20 protein-coding genes are annotated in these 18,249 nt (G+C 73.8%); 12 read left to right on the plus strand and 8 right to left on the minus strand.

Going from position 1 to position 18,249, the window contains the following annotated elements; genetic code table 11:
- The first annotated feature begins 108 nt into the window (after positions 1-108).
- From LPC08_RS17145 to LPC08_RS17155, 3 genes are all read left to right on the plus strand, one after another.
- Positions 109-705: a CvpA family protein gene (locus LPC08_RS17145; protein ID WP_230449449.1), complete on the plus strand. Its 597-nt coding sequence runs from the start codon at positions 109-111 to the stop codon at positions 703-705.
- Positions 706-715: 10 nt separating this feature from the next.
- Positions 716-2,239, plus strand: a complete 1,524-nt coding sequence (gene purF / locus LPC08_RS17150) for an amidophosphoribosyltransferase (RefSeq protein WP_230449450.1) — start codon at positions 716-718, stop codon at positions 2,237-2,239.
- Between the two features lie 268 nt (positions 2,240-2,507).
- Positions 2,508-3,278 (plus strand): SDR family NAD(P)-dependent oxidoreductase, encoded by a 771-nt coding sequence (locus LPC08_RS17155; RefSeq protein WP_230449451.1) that lies wholly within the window; start codon positions 2,508-2,510, stop codon positions 3,276-3,278.
- Positions 3,279-3,755: 477 nt separating this feature from the next.
- On the opposite strand, the gene LPC08_RS26100 is transcribed toward LPC08_RS17155, so the two are convergent.
- Both LPC08_RS26100 and argH read right to left on the minus strand, forming a co-directional pair.
- The gene (locus LPC08_RS26100; RefSeq protein WP_255702361.1) at positions 3,756-3,884 is read right to left on the minus strand and encodes a hypothetical protein; all 129 of its coding nucleotides are present in this window, start codon (positions 3,882-3,884) and stop codon (positions 3,756-3,758) included.
- Complete coding sequence (gene argH, locus LPC08_RS17160; protein WP_255702282.1) at positions 3,881-5,314, minus strand: argininosuccinate lyase; 1,434 nt, start codon at positions 5,312-5,314, stop codon at positions 3,881-3,883. The genes LPC08_RS26100 and argH overlap by 4 nt, the downstream gene beginning before the upstream one ends.
- Positions 5,315-5,403: 89 nt before the next feature.
- On the opposite strand from argH, the gene LPC08_RS17165 reads away from it, so the two are divergent.
- Together LPC08_RS17165 and LPC08_RS17170 are read left to right on the plus strand one after the other, a co-directional pair.
- On the plus strand, positions 5,404-5,958 hold the full coding sequence (locus LPC08_RS17165) for a TlpA family protein disulfide reductase (protein WP_230449452.1): 555 nt from the start codon (positions 5,404-5,406) through the stop codon (positions 5,956-5,958).
- An 83-nt stretch (positions 5,959-6,041) separates the two neighbouring features.
- A complete protein-coding gene (locus LPC08_RS17170; protein WP_230449453.1) occupies positions 6,042-6,269 on the plus strand; it encodes a hypothetical protein in 228 nt (75 codons plus the stop codon).
- A 174-nt stretch (positions 6,270-6,443) separates the two neighbouring features.
- Here LPC08_RS17170 and LPC08_RS17175 read toward each other — a convergent pair whose 3' ends face one another.
- Positions 6,444-7,334, minus strand: a complete 891-nt coding sequence (locus LPC08_RS17175; protein WP_230449454.1) for a sigma-70 family RNA polymerase sigma factor — start codon at positions 7,332-7,334, stop codon at positions 6,444-6,446.
- A 5-nt stretch (positions 7,335-7,339) separates the two neighbouring features.
- Positions 7,340-7,798 carry a carboxymuconolactone decarboxylase family protein gene (locus tag LPC08_RS17180; protein WP_230449455.1) on the minus strand — a complete coding sequence of 153 codons (459 nt, stop codon included), beginning with the start codon at positions 7,796-7,798 and terminating at the stop codon, positions 7,340-7,342.
- A 328-nt stretch (positions 7,799-8,126) separates the two neighbouring features.
- Between LPC08_RS17180 and rpmI the strand changes: the two genes are divergently transcribed.
- From rpmI to pheT, 4 genes are all read left to right on the plus strand, one after another.
- Positions 8,127-8,333, plus strand: coding sequence for a 50S ribosomal protein L35 (rpmI, locus tag LPC08_RS17185; protein ID WP_230449456.1), 207 nt, complete (start codon positions 8,127-8,129; stop codon positions 8,331-8,333).
- A 19-nt stretch (positions 8,334-8,352) separates the two neighbouring features.
- Entirely contained in the window at positions 8,353-8,715 is a 363-nt protein-coding gene (gene rplT / locus LPC08_RS17190; protein WP_230449457.1) for a 50S ribosomal protein L20, read from the plus strand.
- 84 nt (positions 8,716-8,799) lie between these two features.
- Positions 8,800-9,885: a phenylalanine--tRNA ligase subunit alpha gene (gene pheS / locus LPC08_RS17195; protein ID WP_230449458.1), complete on the plus strand. Its 1,086-nt coding sequence runs from the start codon at positions 8,800-8,802 to the stop codon at positions 9,883-9,885.
- A gap of 9 nt (positions 9,886-9,894) precedes the next feature.
- Positions 9,895-12,414 carry a phenylalanine--tRNA ligase subunit beta gene (pheT, locus tag LPC08_RS17200; protein ID WP_230449459.1) on the plus strand — a complete coding sequence of 840 codons (2,520 nt, stop codon included), beginning with the start codon at positions 9,895-9,897 and terminating at the stop codon, positions 12,412-12,414.
- 41 nt (positions 12,415-12,455) lie between these two features.
- Here pheT and LPC08_RS17205 read toward each other — a convergent pair whose 3' ends face one another.
- The 3 genes from LPC08_RS17205 to LPC08_RS17215 form a co-directional block, all read right to left on the minus strand.
- Entirely contained in the window at positions 12,456-13,385 is a 930-nt protein-coding gene (locus tag LPC08_RS17205) for a cyclase family protein (RefSeq protein WP_230449460.1), read from the minus strand.
- Positions 13,386-13,574: 189 nt separating this feature from the next.
- Positions 13,575-13,871 (minus strand): hypothetical protein, encoded by a 297-nt coding sequence (locus tag LPC08_RS17210; RefSeq protein WP_230449461.1) that lies wholly within the window; start codon positions 13,869-13,871, stop codon positions 13,575-13,577.
- A gap of 40 nt (positions 13,872-13,911) precedes the next feature.
- On the minus strand, positions 13,912-14,880 hold the full coding sequence (locus LPC08_RS17215) for a bifunctional helix-turn-helix transcriptional regulator/GNAT family N-acetyltransferase (protein ID WP_230449462.1): 969 nt from the start codon (positions 14,878-14,880) through the stop codon (positions 13,912-13,914).
- A gap of 125 nt (positions 14,881-15,005) precedes the next feature.
- On the opposite strand from LPC08_RS17215, the gene LPC08_RS17220 reads away from it, so the two are divergent.
- Positions 15,006-15,395 (plus strand): RidA family protein, encoded by a 390-nt coding sequence (locus LPC08_RS17220; RefSeq protein WP_230449463.1) that lies wholly within the window; start codon positions 15,006-15,008, stop codon positions 15,393-15,395.
- A gap of 4 nt (positions 15,396-15,399) precedes the next feature.
- On the opposite strand, the gene LPC08_RS17225 is transcribed toward LPC08_RS17220, so the two are convergent.
- Positions 15,400-16,566, minus strand: a complete 1,167-nt coding sequence (locus tag LPC08_RS17225; RefSeq protein WP_230449464.1) for an NHL repeat-containing protein — start codon at positions 16,564-16,566, stop codon at positions 15,400-15,402.
- Positions 16,567-16,711: 145 nt separating this feature from the next.
- Between LPC08_RS17225 and modA the strand changes: the two genes are divergently transcribed.
- Both modA and modB read left to right on the plus strand, forming a co-directional pair.
- The gene (gene modA / locus LPC08_RS17230) at positions 16,712-17,500 is read left to right on the plus strand and encodes a molybdate ABC transporter substrate-binding protein (RefSeq protein WP_230449465.1); all 789 of its coding nucleotides are present in this window, start codon (positions 16,712-16,714) and stop codon (positions 17,498-17,500) included.
- Positions 17,501-17,519: 19 nt separating this feature from the next.
- Positions 17,520-18,230, plus strand: coding sequence for a molybdate ABC transporter permease subunit (gene modB / locus LPC08_RS17235; RefSeq protein ID WP_230449466.1), 711 nt, complete (start codon positions 17,520-17,522; stop codon positions 18,228-18,230).
- The last annotated feature ends 19 nt before the right edge of the window (positions 18,231-18,249 follow it).

Genomic DNA, 18,249 nt, shown 5'->3' on the forward strand with positions numbered 1-18,249 from the left:
TGCCTCCCCGGCCCCGGTCAGGCCACCCCCGCGCAGCCCGGGGCAGGAGGTGCGGGGCAGCCATGCCAGCGGCGGGATGGGCGCCATGGCAACGAAGCATAACCCGGCGTGACGCCTGCGCCCCGGCTCTGCTACAGGCGCGGCATGACCTGGGTGGATGGCGTCCTCCTGGCGGTGCTCGTCCTCTCGGCCGCCATCGCCTACTCGCGTGGCCTCGTGCGCGAGGTGCTGGGTGTCGGCGCCTGGGTGGGGGCGCTCGTCTTCGCGTTCCTCCTGCTGCCCGGCATGCGCGTCGCGCTGGGCCGCGCCGTGGAGCCTGCGTGGCTTGCAGACGTGGTGGCGGTCGGAAGTGTCTTCATCGTCTCGCTTTTGGTCCTCAAGCTGCTGATCGCTTGGCTGGCACGCCGGGTGCAGGCGTCCGTGCTGGGGGGCGTGGACCGGGCGCTGGGCACGGTCTTCGGCCTCGCCAGGGGTGCATTCCTCGCCGTGGTCGCCTACATCGTTGCCGGGCTGTTCCTGCCCGCCACGGACCGCTGGCCCGAGCCGGTGCGCGACGCCCGCGCCCTGCCGCTCGTCGCCGACGGGGCGCGGTGGCTGGTCGGCAGCCTGCCGCCCGACTACCGACCACGCGTGCCGGACGCCCCAGCCCGTCCGCTGCCGCCCATGGAGGACCTGCTGCGCCCCCCCGCCCGCAGCCGGACCTGAGGACCGCCGCATGGAGCTCACCACCAACCCTTTCGCCCTCGCCCACCCCGACGGGGATGCCCCGGGCCGGGATGCCGAGGATGACGGCTTCCACGAGGAGTGCGGCGTCGTCGGCGTCTGGGGCGTCTCCGGCCGCAACGACGCGGCGGCGCTGACCGCGCTGGGGCTGCACGCGCTGCAGCACCGCGGCCAGGAAGCCGCCGGCATCACCTCGCTGGAGAAGGGCGGGGCCTTCCACAGCCACAAGGGCCGCGGCCTGGTGGGCGACAATTTCGGCGACGCCAAGATCATGGCCGGCCTGCCCGGCCATGCCGCGATCGGCCACAACCGCTACGCCACCACGGGCGAATCCGCGCTCCGCAACGTCCAGCCGCTCTATGCCGATTTCGAGTTCGGCGGGCTCGCGGTCGCGCACAACGGCAACCTGACCAACGCCTTCCAGCTCAAGCGCGCCCTGGTCCGGCGCGGCTGCCTGTTCCAGAGCACGACGGATTCCGAGGTCTTCGTCCACCTCATCGCCATCAGCCTCTACTCCACCGTGCTGGACCGGCTGATCGACGCGCTGAAGCAGGTGCAGGGCGCCTATTCCCTGGTCACGCTGCACGAGGGCGCGCTGATCGGCGCGCGCGACCCGCTGGGCGTCCGCCCGCTGGTGCTGGGCCGCCTCGGGGGCCCCGAGAGCAATTCCTGGGTGATGGCGAGCGAGACCTGCGCCCTCGACATCGTCGGCGCCGAGTTCGTCCGCGACGTCGAGCCGGGCGAGGTGGTGATCGCCGATGCCAGCGGGCTGCGCTCCGTGAAGCCCTTCGGACGGCAGCAGGAGCGCTTCTGCATCTTCGAGTACATCTACTTCGCCCGCCCCGATTCCGTGATCGAGGGCACCTCCGTCTACGACACGCGCAAGCGTATCGGCGCGGAGCTGGCCCGCGAATCCGGGGTGGAGGCGGACGTCGTCGTGCCGGTGCCCGATTCCGGCGTGCCGGCGGCGATGGGCTATGCGGTGGAGGCGGGGATTCCCTTCGAGCTGGGGATCATCCGCAACCACTATGTCGGCCGCACCTTCATCGAGCCGACGGACCAGATCCGCCACCTGGGCGTGAAGCTGAAGCATTCCGCCAACCGGGTGATGATCGAGGGGCGCCGGGTGATCCTGGTCGACGATTCCATCGTCCGCGGCACCACCAGCAAGAAGATCGTGGAGATGGTCCGCCAGGCCGGCGCGGCCGAGGTCCACATGCGCATCGCCGCCCCGCCCACGACGCACCCGTGCTTCTACGGCATCGACACGCCGGACCGGGACAAGCTGCTCGCCGCCAACCACTCCGTCGAGGAGATGGCGCGCTTCATCGGCGCCGACAGCCTCGCCTTCATCTCGCTCGACGGGCTCTACCGCGCCCTCGGCCGCCCGGGCCGCGACGCGCGCGCGCCCAGCTTCTGCGACGCCTGCTTCACCGGCGACTACGCCATCCCCCTGACCGACATGCAGGAGGACCCGGCCCGGGTGCCCTCGCTGCTCGCCGCCAACGGCGCCTGACACGAACGGCGCCGTTCGCCGGCCGGCAGCCTTGGCCCCCGGGGCGTGGCGCCTTCCGGGGAACGGACGCCGCGGCAGCCGACGCCACGCGCCGCTTGGCGCGCGCACCGGGCAGCGCCCCGGCCTGACCCATCGGCAGGCCCGGGCATCCGTACGCCCGCCGGGGACGTGACGGCCGCGCCCCCAGGCCCTACATGCGCGGACAGCGCGTCCGGCGCCGGGGCCCTCCCCGCGCCGCCGGACCACCCCGTTCCTGGCCGAGATTCCCATGCCCGACCCGAATCCGAACGAGCCCAACCCGGGCGCGGCCCCAGGCGCCACGCCCCCGCGGACGCGGGCCCTGAACGGGCGCATCGCCCTGGTCACCGGCGCCTCGCGCGGGATCGGCGCGGCGGTCGCGGTGGAGCTGGGGCGGCTTGGCGCGCATTGCGTGCTGATCGCCCGCAGCCAGGGCGGGCTGGAGGAGACGGACGACGCGATCCGTGCCGAAGGCGGCGACCGCGCCACCCTCCTCCCCTTCGACCTGGCCAAGGGCGCCGACCGCATCGACGCGATCGGCCCCTCCATCGTGGACCGCTTCGGCCGGCTGGACATCCTGGTGCACGCCGCCGGCACGCTCGGCACGCTGACGCCGGTGGCACATGTCACCCCGCGCGACTGGGACGACGTGGTGGGGGTGAACCTGACCGCCACCTGGCGGCTGATCCGCACCTGCGACCCGCCCCTGCGCCATTCCGATGCCGGGCGGGCGGTGCTGCTGACGGACCTGCGGGCGGAGGAGCCGCGCGCCTACTGGGGTGCCTACGGCGCGACCAAGGCGGGGCTGGAGCACCTGGCGCTGACCTGGGCGCAGGAGACGGGCGACAGCCCCCTGCGCGTGAACCTGCTCGACCCCGGCCCCACCGCCACGCGCCTGCGGGCCACGGCCATGCCGGGAGAGGACCCCGCCACCCTGCGCCAGCCGGCGGAGGTCGCCGCCCTCGTCGCAGCTCTCTGCCTGCCGGGAGAGACGCGGAACGGCGCCCTCGTTCGGGCCTGATACGCACGGCGCGATGCCTTGATCCGTGCCTGCGTGGGGGCGCCCGTGGCCCGGGGGCAAGGCTCTGCCTCGCCCCCGATACCCCCACTCCGCCAGGACCCTGCGGGCCCTGGACCCGATGGGCGCTGCCGCGCGGATGACTGCGACGGGGTCGAGGCGCCGAGGAGCCATGCTCCTCGGCGGGTACGGCCGCAGCCCTCGCTGACGCCTTTGATGTTTCTTTCAGAGTCCCGCCTGTCCGCGTTCCGTCAGGGTTGAGCCCGGAGGCTGACGCTACCGGAAGCACCAGACTCCCAGCGGGGTCCGGAGCCCGCTTGTGGCCCCGGCAGGGGAGGGTTTGGGAGGGGACGGCGTCCCCTCCCGGTCCGCCACTGGAACACCACAGCACGACCGGTCAGGTCATCATGCCATCGGCACAGGGGGTGGCGGCCCCGGCCCGTGGGGCCCCTGCGTCGCGGGGGCCGCCGGTGCAGGCCCTCAGCGGCTGGGATACTGCCGCGGGTAGGTGATCTCCTCCTTCGGCCCCGGAGGGTGGATCGGTCCCACCCGGCCGCAGGCGACGAGCAGCGCCGCCCCGGCCAGGAGGATCAGGATCGGCCGGGTCACGCCAGCCGCTCCTGCCCCGACCTTTCCTGCTCCAGCCTTTCCTGCCCCAGCCTTTCCTGCCACTGCGCCGCCATGGCCGCGACGTTGGCGGGCGCCGTGCCGCCGAAGGAGGTACGCGAGGCGACGGAGGCTTCCACGCTCAACACGTCGTAGACGCCGGCATGGATGCGCGCATCACCCGATTGCAGCTCCTCCAGCGTCAGGCCGGAGAGGTCCACGCCCTTCTGCTCCGCCAGCGCGACGAGGCGGCCGGTGACGTGGTGCGCGTCGCGGAAGGGCAGCTTCAGCTCCCGCACCAGCCAGTCGGCGAGGTCGGTGGCGGTGGAGAAGCCCGCCCCGGCGGCCGCCTTCAGCCGCGCCGCGTCGGGCTGCATGTCGCGCACCATGCCGGCGGTGGCGGCCAGCGAGAGGGAGAGCGAGGCGGCGGCGTCGAAGATGCCCTCCTTGTCCTCCTGCATGTCCTTGCCGTAGGTCAGCGGCAGGCCCTTCATCACCGTCAGCAGCCCGACCAGCGCGCCGGTGATCCGGCCCGGCTTGGCGCGGACCAGCTCGGCCGCATCCGGGTTGCGCTTCTGCGGCATGATCGAGGAGCCGGTGGTATAGGCGTCGGAGAGCCGCACGAAGCCGAAATACGGGTTCGTCCAGATCACGAACTCCTCCGCCAGCCGCGACAGGTGCGTCGCGCAGATGGCGCAGGCGGCGAGGAACTCCAGCGCGTAGTCGCGGGACGCCACGCTATCCAGGCTGTTGCGCGTCGGGCCGTCGAAGCCCAGCGCCTCGGCCGTCATGTGCCGGTCGATCGGAAAGCCCGTGCCGCACAGCGCGGCTGCCCCCAGCGGGCTCTCGTTCAGCCGGGCGCGGCAATCGGCGAGGCGCCCGCGGTCGCGCGAGAGCATCTCGACATAGGCCAGCAGGTGGTGGCCCAGCGTGGTCGGCTGCGCCGGCTGGAGATGGGTGAAGCCCGGCATCACCGTGCCCGCGTGCTCCACCGCGCGCTCCACCAGCGCGCGCATCGTGTCGGCCACCTGCGCGTCCAGCCCGTCGATGGCGTCGCGGGTCCAGAGCCGCACGTCCAGCGCCACCTGGTCGTTGCGCGAGCGCGCGGTGTGCAGCCGCTTGCCCGCCTCGCCGATGCGCTCGGTCAGCCGGGCCTCCACGTTCATGTGGATGTCCTCCAGCGCCTCGGAGAAGGGGAACTCGCCCCGCTCGATCTCGCCGGCGATCGCCTCCAGCCCGTCGCGGATGGCGGTCTCGTCCCCGGGCGCGATGATCCCCACATGCGCCAGCATGGCGGCGTGGGCGAGGCTGCCCCGGATGTCCTGGCGCCACATCTCGCGGTCGAAGCCGATCGAGGCGTTGATGGCCTGCATGACGGCCGAGGGGCCGGCGGCGTAGCGTCCGCCCCACTGGCTGTTGCTTTTGTCGGACACGAAGGGAGGGTTTCCCGTTGCTGAGGATCGGACGCCGCCACGCCATGGCCCTGGCGGCCCTGGCGCCCGCGGCAGGCGGAACGTTGAGCATGACCCCCCTGTCCCGTCCAGCGCGGGCGCAGGGCAACGCCCCCACGGCCGGCAGTGCCGCGGCCAGCCTGGGCCAGCTGGTCGAGGTGCCCGGCGGCCGGCCCGTTCCCGAACTGGCCTTCACCGACGGCGAGGGCGCCCCGAAGAGCCTGGCCAGCTTCGCGGGCCAGGGCGTCGTGCTGAACCTCTGGGCCACCTGGTGCCCGCCCTGCGTCGCGGAGATGCCGGCGCTGGACCGGCTGCAGGCGATGCTGCAGGCGGAGGGGATCGTGGTGGTGCCGCTCTCCTCCGACCGGGGCGGGAGGGCGCAGGTCGCCCCCTTCTATGCCGCGCGCGGGCTGAAGCACCTGGGCATGTGGCTGGACCCCCGCGGCGCCGTGGGGCGGGCGCTCGGCGTCCGCGGGCTGCCGACCACCCTGGTGCTGGACCGGCAGGGGCGGGAACGGGCGCGGCTGGAGGGCGCGGCCGACTGGGACTCCGCCCCGCTGGCCGCCGCCATCCGGCGCCTGGTCGCGGCCGGCGATCCGGCGGGGGACAAGCCGGCCGCCACCTGAGGGGCCCGCCACGGGAGGGGGTTGGCATCCCTGGCCGGCCCGGCGCGTAATTTCCTGGTCCACGGCAATTGGGGAGATCAGCCTTGAGCGACGAGATGAGCATCAAGATCGAGGGCGACAGCGAGCCGGCGGTGGCCCTGGCGCTGCTGCAGATCATCATGCGGGCCGAGGGCGAGACCCGGCCGGACCGCGACTGGGTGCTCTCGACCTACGCCGACTGCCTGGCGGTGGTGGGCGGCGCCGAGGTCGAGTTCGACGAGGAGGAGGAAGAGGACGAGGAGGAGGAGGAAGTCCCCGCCCGGAAGGTCTGACGGCCTGCCGGATCCGGTGGCGGGCCGTGTCGGCGGCGCCGCCCGTCCCCGGGTGCCGGATCGGTGGCGAAGCCGGCCGGGCCCGTGCTGCGGGCCGGCATGGCTCCCGCCCTGTGCCGGCGGCGTCAAGCGCAACGCCTCCGCGCGGGCGGCGCCGGCGGCCGGGCAGGCCGGTCACGGCCGCAGCGCGCGCAGCTTCTCCGGGTTCCGCACCACGTAGATCGCCACGATCCGGCCGTCCCGGCATTCCAGGGCGGTGGTCTGCGGCAGCCCGTCGGCCTCCAGCGTAACGTAGCCGGGCAGGGTGTTGATCCGGCCCAGATGGAGCAGGGGCGGCCGGGCCGGGCCATGCTTGCGGGCCAGGCCGGCGAAGAATCGCCCCACCCGCTCCGCCCCCAGGATCGGGTTCAGCGCCGCGGGACGCGCGCCCCCGCCATCCGTGTGCAGCACCACTTCGGCGGCGAGCAGGTCGCGCAGCGCCGCCTCGTCGCCGTCGCGGGAGGCGGCGAAGAAGGCGCGCGCGATGCGCCGGGCCTCCGCCTCGTCCACCGGATGGCGCGGGGCGGGCTCGCCCAGGTGGTCGCGGGCGCGGGTGGCGAGCTTGCGGCAGGCGGCCTCGCTGCGGCCGAGCAGGGAGGCGATCTCGGCGAAGGGCGTCTCGAACAGGTCGTGGAGGATGAAGACGGCGCGCTCGGCGGGGGAGAGGCGCTGCAGGGTCAGCAGGAAGGCGACGGAGATGTCCTGCGCCCGGCCCAGCGCCGCCTGCTGCGGCGCCTCCGCCGCCTCCAGCGCCGGCTCGGGCAGCCAGGGGCCGACATAGGTCTCGCGCCGGTGCCGGGCGGATTTCAGCCGGTCGAGGCTGAGCCGGGCGGCGGTGGTCAGCAGCCAGGCGCGCGGCACCTCCACCCGGCCGCGGTCGGCGGCGTTCCAGCGCAGGAAGGCGTCCTGCGCGATGTCCTCCGCCTCGGCCAGGGAGCCGGTCATGCGGTAGGCGAGGCCGACCAGCTCCGCCCGCAGCGGCAGGAAGTCCACGACCGCGTCCTGCCCGGCCCCGCCCATCGCCATGGCGGTCAGGCCGCCTCCGCCCGGCGGCGCGGCGGGACGGAACGGAAGCCGATGGCGATGCGGTTCCAGACGTTGATGGCGCCGATCAGGAGGGTGAGCTGCACGACCTCCTCCGGCGTGAACTGCGCCTGCACCGCCGCGTAGTCCTCGTCCGGGGCGCGGGTCTGCGCCACCAGGGTCAGGGCCTCGGTCCAGGCCAGGGCGGCGCGCTCGCGCGGGGTGTAGTGCGGCGCCTCGCGCCAGGCGTCGAGCAGGAAGAGGCGCGCCGCGCTTTCCCCCTGCCGCATCGCGTCGCGGCTGTGCATGTCGATGCAGAAGGCGCAGCCGTTGACCTGCGAGGCGCGGGTCTTCACCAGCTCCACCAGGCCGTGCTCCAGGCCGGAGGAGGCGACGGCCGCCTCGAAGTCGCGCATGGCCTGCATGGCCCTGGGGGCGGCGGCGAAATAGTCCATCCGGGGGCTCATCGGCCTCCCTCCTCTGCGGTTGCCATCCCCAGGACGAGGCAGCCCCGCCCATTGTGACAGGCAGCAGGCGTGACAGGGGCCGGTGCGACAGGGATGCCGCGGATGTCCTGCCCGGGTCCGGGGGCGGGGCCCGGCGCAAGGCTGCGCTGCGGCGGCATCGCTTGCCCCCTCCCCCGCCCCCCGCTATACGCGCCCCCTCTCCGTGCGTCCGGGCCGTGTTGGGCTGCCCGGCCATGGAAGCGTCCCCCCGCCACGCGGTGTGGTCGGGCCCTCCCCTTCCGGGGGCGGGGCCGCAGGGAGGCGCCGGCCCGATGTCAGGAGGTCCGAAATGCCCAAGATGAAGACGAAGTCTTCGGTCAAGAAGCGCTTCAAGATCACCGCGACCGGCAAGGTTCTCGCCGGCCCGGGCAAGAAGCGGCACAACCTCTCCGCCCGCCCCCAGAAGGCCAAGCGGCAGAACCGCGGCACCCAGGTGCTGCGCCACCAGGACGGGCTGACCGTCATGCAGTGGCTGCCCTACGGGCTGGACCGGTAAGAGAGAGGGGTAGAAGACCATGGCTCGCGTCAAGCGCGGCGTCACCAAGCACGCCCGTCACAAGAAGATCCTCAAGCTCGCCAAGGGCTATGTGGGTCGGTCCTCCACCGCCTTCCGGCCCGCTCTCGAGCGCGTCGAGAAGGGCCTCCAGTACGCCTACCGCGACCGCCGCAACAAGAAGCGCGAGTTCCGGGGCCTCTGGATCCAGCGCATCAACGCGGCCGTGCGTGAGCACGGGCTGACCTATTCGCGCTTCATCGCCGGCCTGAAGGCCGCGGGGATCGAGCTGGACCGCAAGGTCCTGGCCACGATCGCCTATGACGACGCGACCTCCTTTGGCGCCCTGGTCGAGAAGGCCAAGGCGTCCCTGCCCGCGGCGTAAGCCGCCTTTTCTTCCGGCACAGGGGCCGCCTTCGCCTTCGCGGGCGAAGCGCGGCCCTTTGCGCTTTCTGGGGGGTGAGTACCGATGCCCGACGACCTCGCGACGCTGCGGGCCGAGACGGAAGCCGCCATCGCCGCCGCCGCCGACCTGCGCGCGCTGGATGCCGTGCGCGTGGCCGCGCTGGGCAAGAGCGGCCAGGTGACGGCGCTGCTCAAGGGGCTGGGCGCCGTGCCCGCCGAGGACCGCAAGGCGCGTGGCGCCGCGGTGAACGCGGTGAAGCAGGCGCTGGAGGCGGCGCTGGAGACGCGGCGCACCGCCCTGGAGGCGGCGGCGCTGGCCGCGAAGCTGGCCGCCGAGCGGCTGGACGTCTCGCTGCCGCCGCGCCCGCACCCGCCCGCCGGCGCCGAGGCCGGCGCCATCCACCCCATCGCGCGCACGGTGGAGGAGCTGACGGCGATCTTCGGCGCCATGGGCTTCGCGGTCGCCGAGGGCCCGGACATCGAGAGCGACTGGCTGAACTTCGGCGCGCTGAACATCCCGCCGCACCACCCGGCGCGGCAGGACCAGGACACCTTCTATCTGCCCGACGCGCATGGCGCGGGCTTCGAGACGGTGCTGCGCACCCACACCTCGCCGGTGCAGGCGCGCACCATGCTGGCCGGCGATCCGCCGATCCGCGTCATCGTGCCCGGCCGCACCTACCGCGCGGACCACGACGCGACCCATTCGCCGATGTTCCACCAGGTGGAGGGGCTGGTGCTGGACCGCGGCATCACACTGGGCCACCTCAAGGGCTGCCTGATCGACTTCCTCCGCGCCTTCTTCGGGATCGCCGAGCTGCCGGTGCGCTTCCGCTCCTCCTACTTCCCCTTCACCGAGCCCTCGATGGAGGTGGATATCGGCTGGGACCGGAAGACCGGCGAGCTGGGCAAGGGCTCGGACTGGCTGGAGATCCTGGGCTCCGGCATGGTGCATCCGAAGGTGCTGGCCAATTCCGGGATCGACCCGCGGGAGTGGCAGGGCTTCGCCTTCGGCATGGGCATCGAGCGCATCACCATGCTCAAGCACGGCATCGCCGACCTGCGCCCTTTCTACGAGAGCGACGTGCGCTGGCTGCGCCATTACGGCGCGCCGGTGCTCTCCCCCTACACGCTGCATGACGCGGGCTGAGGCCGGACGATGAAGTTCACCCTTTCCTGGCTGCGCGAGCACCTCGACACCGACGCGACGCTGGAGCGCATCGCCACCACCCTCTCCGCCATCGGGCTGGAGGTGGAGGGGATCGAGGATCGCGGCGCCGCCCTCGCCCCCTTCCGCATCGCCGAGGTGGTGGAGGCGGTGCAGCACCCGAACGCCGACCGGCTCCGCGCCCTGGTGGTGCGGACCGCCGAGGGGCAGCGCCTCTCTGTCGTCTGCGGCGCGCCGAACGCGCGGGCGGGGATGAAGGCGGTGCTGGCCATGCCCGGCAGCTTCATCCCCGGCACGGGCATCACGCTCAAGACTGGCGAGATCCGCGGGGTGAAGAGCGAGGGCATGCTGCTCTCCGCCCGCGAGATGGGGCTGGGCGACGACCACAGCGGCATCGTGGACCTGCCGGCGGATGCGCCGCTGGGCGAGCCCTATGCACGCTGGGCCGGGCTGGACGATCCGGTGATCGAGATCGCCGTCACCCCGAACCGCGGCGATGCGCTGGCCGTGCGCGGCGTGGCGCGCGACCTGGCGGCGGCCGGGCTGGGCACGCTGAAGCCCTGGAACCCCGAAGCCGTGCCGGGCGCCTATCCCTCCCCTCTGCGCTGGGCGATCGAGGATTCCCGCGCCGGGCTCTGGGTGCTGGGGCGCGCGGTGCGCGGCCTGCGCAACGGCCCCTCCCCCGCCTGGCTGCGCGACCGGCTGACGGCGATCGGGCTGCGGCCGATCAACGCGCTGGTGGACGTGACCAACTGGTTCACCCATGACCTCGGCCGCCCGCTGCACGTCTTCGACGTGGCCAAGGTGACGGGCGACACGCTGACGCTCCGCATGGGGCGCGAGGGCGAGCGTTTCCTGGCGCTGAACGGCAAGGAGGTCGCCGTCACGCCGGAGGATGGCGTGATCGCCGATGCGGCGGGGGTCGAATCCCTGGCCGGCATCGTCGGCGGCGAGCATTCCGGCTGCGACGAGGCCACCACCGAATGCTTCATCGAGGTCGCGCTGTTCGACCCGGTGCGCATCGCCCTGTCCGGCCGACGCCACGGCGTGCATTCCGACGCCCGCGCCCGCTTCGAGCGCGGCGTGGACCCGTCCCTGCCGCCCGAGGCGCTGGAGGCGGCGACGCGGCTGATCCAGGAGCTGTGCGGCGGCGAGGCGAGCGAGGTGGTCTCCGCCGGCGCCGAGCCGTCCTGGCGGCGCGAGGCGACGCTGCGCTTCGAGCGGCTCTCCGGCCTCGGCGGGGCGCAGGTGCCGGCCGACGAGGCGGTGGCCTCGCTGGAGCGGCTGGGCTTCGGGCTGGTGTCGCGCGACGACGCCCGCGTCACCGTCGCCGTGCCGCCCTGGCGCAACGACGTCGCCTCCTCCGCCAGCGGCTACGGCGCCGGGCGGACGGAGCTGGTGCAGGCGCCGTCGCTGGCGCCGGAGCGCGCCGCCAGGGCCGCCGAGGGCTGCGCCGCCATCGAGGCGGAGTGCGACTTGGTGGAGGAGGTGCTGCGGCTGCGCGGGCTGGATGCCGTCCCCGCCGTCTCGCTGCCCGTCGCCACCCCCGTGCCGCGCCCGGCGCTGACCCCGGCGCAGTCCCGCGCCACCCTGGCGCGACGGGTGCTGGCCGCACGCGGCACGCTGGACTGCGTCTCCTTCGGCTTCCTGGCGCGGGATTCGGCGGCGCTGTTCGGCCCCGCCGCGGAGCGGCAAGGCTGGAGTCCGCCGGATTCGCTGCGGCTGCTGAACCCCATCGCCGCCGATCTCGACCAGATGCGCCCGACGCCCGTCGCCAGCCTGCTGCTGGCCGCCGGGCGCAACGCCGCGCGCGGCTACCCCGACGTGGCGCTGAGCGAGGTCGGCGGCGCCTATTCCAGCCCGCTGCCGGAGGGCCAGGCGCTGGTCGCGGCCGCCGTGCGCACCGGCCATACCCCGCGCCACTGGTCCGAGCCGTCGCGCCCCGTGGACGCGATGGATGCGAAGGGCGACGCGCTGGCGGTGCTGGCCGCGCTCGGCGCGCCGCTGGCGGGGGTGACGGTGACGACGGACGCGCCGGGCTTCTACCACCCCGGCCGGTCCGGCGTGCTGCGCCAGGGGCCGAAGCTCGTGCTCGCCACCTTCGGCGAGCTGCACCCCTCCGTCCTGGCGGCGCTGGACATCGCGGGGCCGGCCGTGGCCTGCGAGGTCTTCCTTGACGCCATCGCCGAGCCGAAGCGCAGGAAGCGCGCGGCGCCGGACATTCCGCCCTTCCAGCCGGTGCGGCGCGACTTCGCCTTCCTGGCGGAGGCGACGGTCCCGGCCGAGGCGGTGCTGCGCGCCGCGCGCGGCGCCGAGCGGAGCCTGATCGCAGAGGTCTCGCTCTTCGACCGCTATGCCGGCGAGCGCCTGCCCGAGGGGAAGGTGTCGCTGGGCGTCGAGGTGGTGATCCAGCCACGCGAGAAGACGCTGACCGAGGCGGAGATCGAGGCGGTGTCGAAGAAGGTGGCCGAGGCGGTGGCCAAGGCGACGGGCGCCACGCTCCGGTCGTAGCGCCCGCCTGCCGGGGAAGGCGCCGACTTCCCCGCGCGCGGTCAGAACATCGCCAGGGGGTTCACCGCGGACCCGGTGCCACCCTTGAAGCGCCAGGGCGCGACGGTGACGAAGAAGGCCCAGCGGCCTTCCTCGGCGCAGGCCGCCGCGAGCCCGTCCAGCTCCGCATGGTCGAGCAGGGTCAGGCCGAGATAGGGGATGCCCACCATGTGGATGGGTTCCGCCCAGCGCGCGAAGCCCGGGATGGGCGGATGCGCGTCGCTGTCGGAATCGCTGCTCAGCACGGCGACCCGGCGCTCGTGCAGCCAGGGCAGGCAGGCGGCGTGCAGCCCCGTGCCGTGCCGGTAGGTATTGCGGGAGCCGGCGCCGTTGCGGACGAAGAGGATGTCGCCCTCCCCTGCCCGCACGCCATGCCGTCGCTCGGCCGCCTCCAGCTCCTCCGGGGCGATCGCCGTCCCGAGCGGCAGGGCGCCGCCCCGCACCGCCGCCACGTCCAGCAGCACGCCGCGGCCGACGATGCCCAGGGCGCCCGCATGCTCGATGCCCAGCTTCAGCGCGCCCTCCGGCGTCACCGCCTCGATCGGATGGCCGTTGTACATGCTCTCGCGCCCCTCGGGCGTGAACATGTGGCAGAGCGCATCGACATGGGTGATGGCGAAGCCGTGGCAGGTCATGCCGACGGTGTCGAGGCTGCCGGATTCCTCCGGCAGGGCGTCCTCGTAGCGCTGCATCCGGTAGCTGAAGTTGCGCAGCTCCGGCGTGGTCGGGGAGAACTCGCGGCCCAGCGGCACCACGCGCCCCGTGCGGATGAGCGCCGCGGCGGCCAGCCGCTTCTCCGCCGAGAGGAAGTTCAGCGTCCCGAGCTGGTCCTCCTTCCCCCAGCGCCCCCAGTTGGACAGGGCCGGCAGAGCCTGTTCCAGCGCGCGGTCATCGGTGATCGCAGGCGGGGTGACAAAGGTGGGAGCCGCCACGGCTGACTGTCCCCGTCCCGCTCCCGCCGCCAGCGCGGCGGCCCCGCTCAGGCAGGAGCGGCGGGACAGGGGATGCTCCGGCTCCGTCATGCGACCCCGCTGGCCTCTCGAAAGGGAACGTCCGCCGCGCGCCGGCCCCCTGCCCATAGGGCAGATCGCATCGGCGACGCAACGAAGGGCGCGGGGGGTTCAGCGCTCCAGCAGCGCCGCCCCGATGGCCCGGCCTTCCGCATCGGTATCGCCCCGGGCCACGGGCCTGCCGGCGCGGCGGTACCAGTAGCCGGCATTGGGCAGGTCGCCCTCGATCCGGTGCAGCCAGGCATGCACCCAGGAGCCGTCGGCGCCTTCGTCGTCCTGGGCGATGCCGTGCGCCGCCTCCCACTCCCCGCGCAGTCCGTGCCAGATGGCGCGCAGCAGCGGCGCGGCGCCGGGCGGCGGCTCGGCCTCCTGCGGGTGGTCGAGGAACGGGGGCGGGGACGCGTCCATGATGGCTTCCCGGAAGGGCCGGCGGTGGCTCGTCGCGACCTTAGGCACACCCCCGGCCGGGCACCATCGCCCCCTGCCCTGCGCCGAGCCTCCGCACGAAGCGCTGCTCCAGCACCTCTTCGCCCCATTGCCGCCCGGGTCGCTCCTCCGCCAGGGCGAAGCCCGCCGCCTCGTAGAGGTGCCGCGCGGCGTCCAGGCCGCGGAAGGTCCACAGATGGGTCTCGCGGAACCCGCCGTCGTCGACGCAGCGCAGCGCGGCCGAGAGCAGCCGCCGCCCGAGCCCCGCCCCGCGCGCGGCCTCCGCGACGATGAACCAGCGCAGGTGCGCGAGGCCGGGGCCCAGATCCTCGCCGTCGATGGCCACGGTGCCGAGGACATCCTCCCCCCGCAGCGCGAGCCAGAACCCGTTGCCCGGGCGGTCCAGCCGGCCGGAGAACTCCGCCAGCCCCGCGGCCACCAGCGCCTCGAAGGCACGGCCGAAGCCGGCCGTCCGGGCATAGTGCCGCGCGTGCAGCCCGGCGCAGGCGGCCAGGGCGCCGGGGCGATGGCCCGCGACGATGGCGATCCCGGGCGCGGGCTCCAGCGCGGCGCCCCCGGCCAGGGCATCGGCGTAGAGGGCGAGCCCCGTCGCAACGGCCCCGCGCTGGCGCGGCTCCAGGCGATCCAGCGCGGCTGCGACCTGCCGCCGCGCGAAGCCGTCGATCTGCGCGGCCCGCTCCCGCCCGGAGGGGGTGAGGGCCAGGCGCTTGGTCCGGCCGTCCGCCTGCTCCGGCCTCTCCTCCACCAGCCCGGCCTGCACCAGCTTGCGCAGCATCCGGCTCACGCTCGACTTCTCCAGGCGAAGCAGTTCGCACAGGCCGCCCGCCGTCATCGCCGGGGCGGCCGCGATCTCCAGCAGCGCATGCACCGCCGAGGGCGGCAGGGGCGTACCGGCCAGGGAGCCGCGCAGGAAGCCCAGCTCGCGGACGAGCCGGCGCGAGGCATTCCGCACCGGCTCGACCAGATCCATGGCAGATGGTTGTATCATGCAACCAACCTGCGTCGGTGGAACCGCCCCTGGCAAGACCGGACCCGTCCTCCGGCGTGGTGCGCGGTTTGCTTCGCGGGCCCCTCACGGACCGGGAGCCGACACCCATGCCCAAGCGCATCATCGAGACCGACAGGCTGCCCCGGGGCCGCCTGCCCTTCGCCCAGGCCACCGTCGCGGGCGGCTTCATGTTCGTCTGCTGCATCGGCTACGACGCCAAGGGCCAGGTCGCCCTCGGCGATGCGCGGGCGCAGACGCAGCAGGCCATCGACAACATCCGCCTCCTGCTGGAGGAGGCGGGCGGCACGTTGCGCGACGTGGTGAAGTGCACCGTCTACGTCACCGACCGCGCCTATTGGGAGCCGATGAACGAGGTCTACTTCGCCAACTTCGCCGAGGACCCGCCGCACCGCATCTCCTGCATCGTCCAGGGGCTGGGCTCCCCGGACGTGCTGGTGGAGATCGACGCGACGGCGTATCTCGGGCCGGAGGCCTGAGGGATCAGGACGGGGCGCGGCGCACGAAGCGCTGCACCCGCTGCCCGTTGTCCACCTCGGTGATGTAGAGGCTGCCCTCGCTGTCCTGGGCGATGTTGTGCGGCACGTGGAACTGCCCGGCCCAGCGGCCGGGCCGCCCGAAGGTGGACAGCACCGCGCCGTCGCGCCGCCGGATCACCCGCGCCACGCCGTTGGAATTGTCCACGCTGAACAGGAATTCCTGCGACGGGTCGCGCGAGGGGATCAGGTCCGCCACCGAGCCGTTCAGCCGTGTCTGCGGCGCGATGAAATGCTCCTCCACGAAGGTCCCGTCCGGCCGGAACACCTGGTAGCGGTCGTTGGTGCGGTCGCAGACATAGACCAACTGGTCGCGCGTCAGCCGCACGCAATGCACCGGGCTCGCGAACTGGCGCGAGGGCGCCTGGCCCGGCGTATAGGCGGCCGTGCCGCCATAGGCCTCGGGGCCTCCGTCCACCGGCGGCTGGCCATAGGCGCCCCAGTGCCGCTTGTACGCCCCCGTCTCGCTGTCGAAGACGATGACGCGGCGGTTGCCGTAGCCGTCGGCGACGTAGACCTCGCGCGCCTCGGTATCCACCTCGACATCGGCGGGGCGGTTCAGGTTCGCGGTGTCGGCGTTGCCCTTCGACTGGCCGGACCGCCCGATCTGCATCACGAACCTGCCGTCCAGCGTGAACTTCAGAAGCTGGTGGTCCTTCGCCCCGCTGCCCGCCAGCCAGACGAAGTCGTTGGCGTCGACATAGATGCCGTGCTCGACCTCCGGCCATTCGTAGCCCTGGCCGGGGCCGCCCCAGTGGCGCACCAGGTTCCCCTGCCGGTCGAAGACCAGCACGGAGGGGGCGCGGACGCAGCATTCCGTCTCCGGCGGGTTGCGCTCGGCGAGAAGCTGGCGCTGCGCGATGGTGCCGGGGCGATGGACGATCCAGATGTGGTCGCGCTTGTCCACGGCCACGCCGGAGACGGCGCCGATGATCCACCTGTTGGGCAGCGGCTTGGGCCAGAAGGGATCGACCTGGAATTCCGGCACCGGGCCGGCCGGCGCCTGGCCGGCGGCACCGCCGCCCTGGCCCTGCGCCAGGACCGGCCCGCCGGCCATCATCAGCCCGAGCCCGAAAGCGCCCCGCAGCGCAGAGCGCCGTGTGGTCGAACGCATGGTCATTTCCTCCCGGTTGCAGTCCGGGCGAGGCTACACCGTTCGCGCCGGATGGACAGCCGGCCCGCCCCCGCCCCGGCCCGTGTTGCGTGGCCCCGCCCGCACCGATATAGCCGAACGGGAATATCGAGGCCGGAGCAGCCCCATGATTCGTCGTCGGTTCCTCGTGCTGGCCCTGGCGGCCGCCTTCGCCGCCTCGTCGCCCCTGGCCCGGGCGCAGGAGGCGACGGGTCCGACCGTCTTCGCCGCCGCCAGCCTGACGGATGCGATGCGCGCGCTGGGCGAGGCCTGGCGCGCCAAGGGGCATCCCCTGCCGCGCTTCTCCTTCGCCGCCTCCTCGGCGCTGGCGCGGCAGATGGAGCAGGGGGCGCCGGCGGCCATCTTCGCCTCGGCCGACGAGCCCTGGATGGACTACGTGCAGCAGCGCGGCCTGATCGTGGACGCCACCCGGCGCAGCGTGCTGGCGAACAGCCTGGTGCTGATCGCCCCGGCCGACAGCGCCACCGCCGCCATTCCCCTTGCCCGCGGCACCGACCTCGCCGCGTTGCTGGGCCCGAACGGGCGGCTGGCCACGGGCGACCCGGCGCATGTGCCGGTCGGCAAGTACGCCCAGGCGGCACTGACCTGGATGGGCCAGTGGGATGCTCTCTCGCCCCGCATCGCCCGCGCCGACAACGTGCGCTCCGCCCTCCTGCTGGTGGAGCGGGGCGAGGCGCCGCTGGGCATCGTCTACGCGACGGATGCCGCCGCGTCGCGCGGGGTGAAGGTGGTCGGGACCTTCCCGGCCGGAAGCCACCCGGCCGTCACCTATCCCTTCGCCCTGGCGCGTGGCGCGGCCGACAACGCGGAGGCCAAGGCCTTCCTGGCCTTCATCACCGGCGCCGAGGCCGCCCCGACCTGGCGCCGCTTCGGCTTCGCCCTGTCGGAGCCATGACGCCGGGAGCCTTCCCCGCGTGAATCCCGGCACCTGGCTGACGCCCGAGGAGTGGCAGGCGGTCCGGCTGAGCCTCTCCGTGGCGCTGCGCTCCGTGGCCTTCGGCCTGCCGCCGGCGGTGCTGGCGGCGATGCTGCTCGCGCGCGGGCGCTTCCCGGGCCGCGCGCTGCTCGACGCGCTGGTCCACCTGCCACTGGTGATGCCGCCCGTGGTGGTGGGCTGGCTGCTGCTGGTCACCTTCGGCCTGCGCGGCCCGGTCGGCGCCCTGCTGCACGACTGGTTCGGCCTGCGCCTGGTCTTCACCACCGCCGGTGCCTCGCTGGCGACCGGGGTGATGGCCTTCCCCCTGATCGTGCGCGCGGTGCGGCTGAGCCTGGAGGGCGTGGACCGCGGTCTGGAGGCGGCGGCGCGTACCCTCGGCGCCGGGCCGCTGGACCGCTTCGTCACCGTCACCCTGCCGCTGATGGCGCCCGGCATCCTGTCGGGCGCCATCACCGCCTTCGCCGCCGGGCTGGGCGAGTTCGGCGCGGTGATCACCTTCGCCTCCAACATTCCCGGCGAGACGCAGACCCTGCCGCTGGCGATCTACACCGCCACCCAGAGCCCCGGCGGCGAGGCCACCGCCGCCCGGCTGGCGGCCGTCTCCTTCGCCCTGGCCGTGGCCGGGCTGCTGCTGGCCGACTGGGCGGGGCGGCGGATGCAACGGCTGCTCGGCCGCGCCCCCGGCTGAGGCGGCAAAGGGATGCGCA

The sequence above is a fragment of the Roseomonas sp. OT10 genome, assembly GCF_020991085.1.
GTDB classification, from domain to species: Bacteria; Pseudomonadota; Alphaproteobacteria; order Acetobacterales; family Acetobacteraceae; genus Roseomonas; species Roseomonas cutis.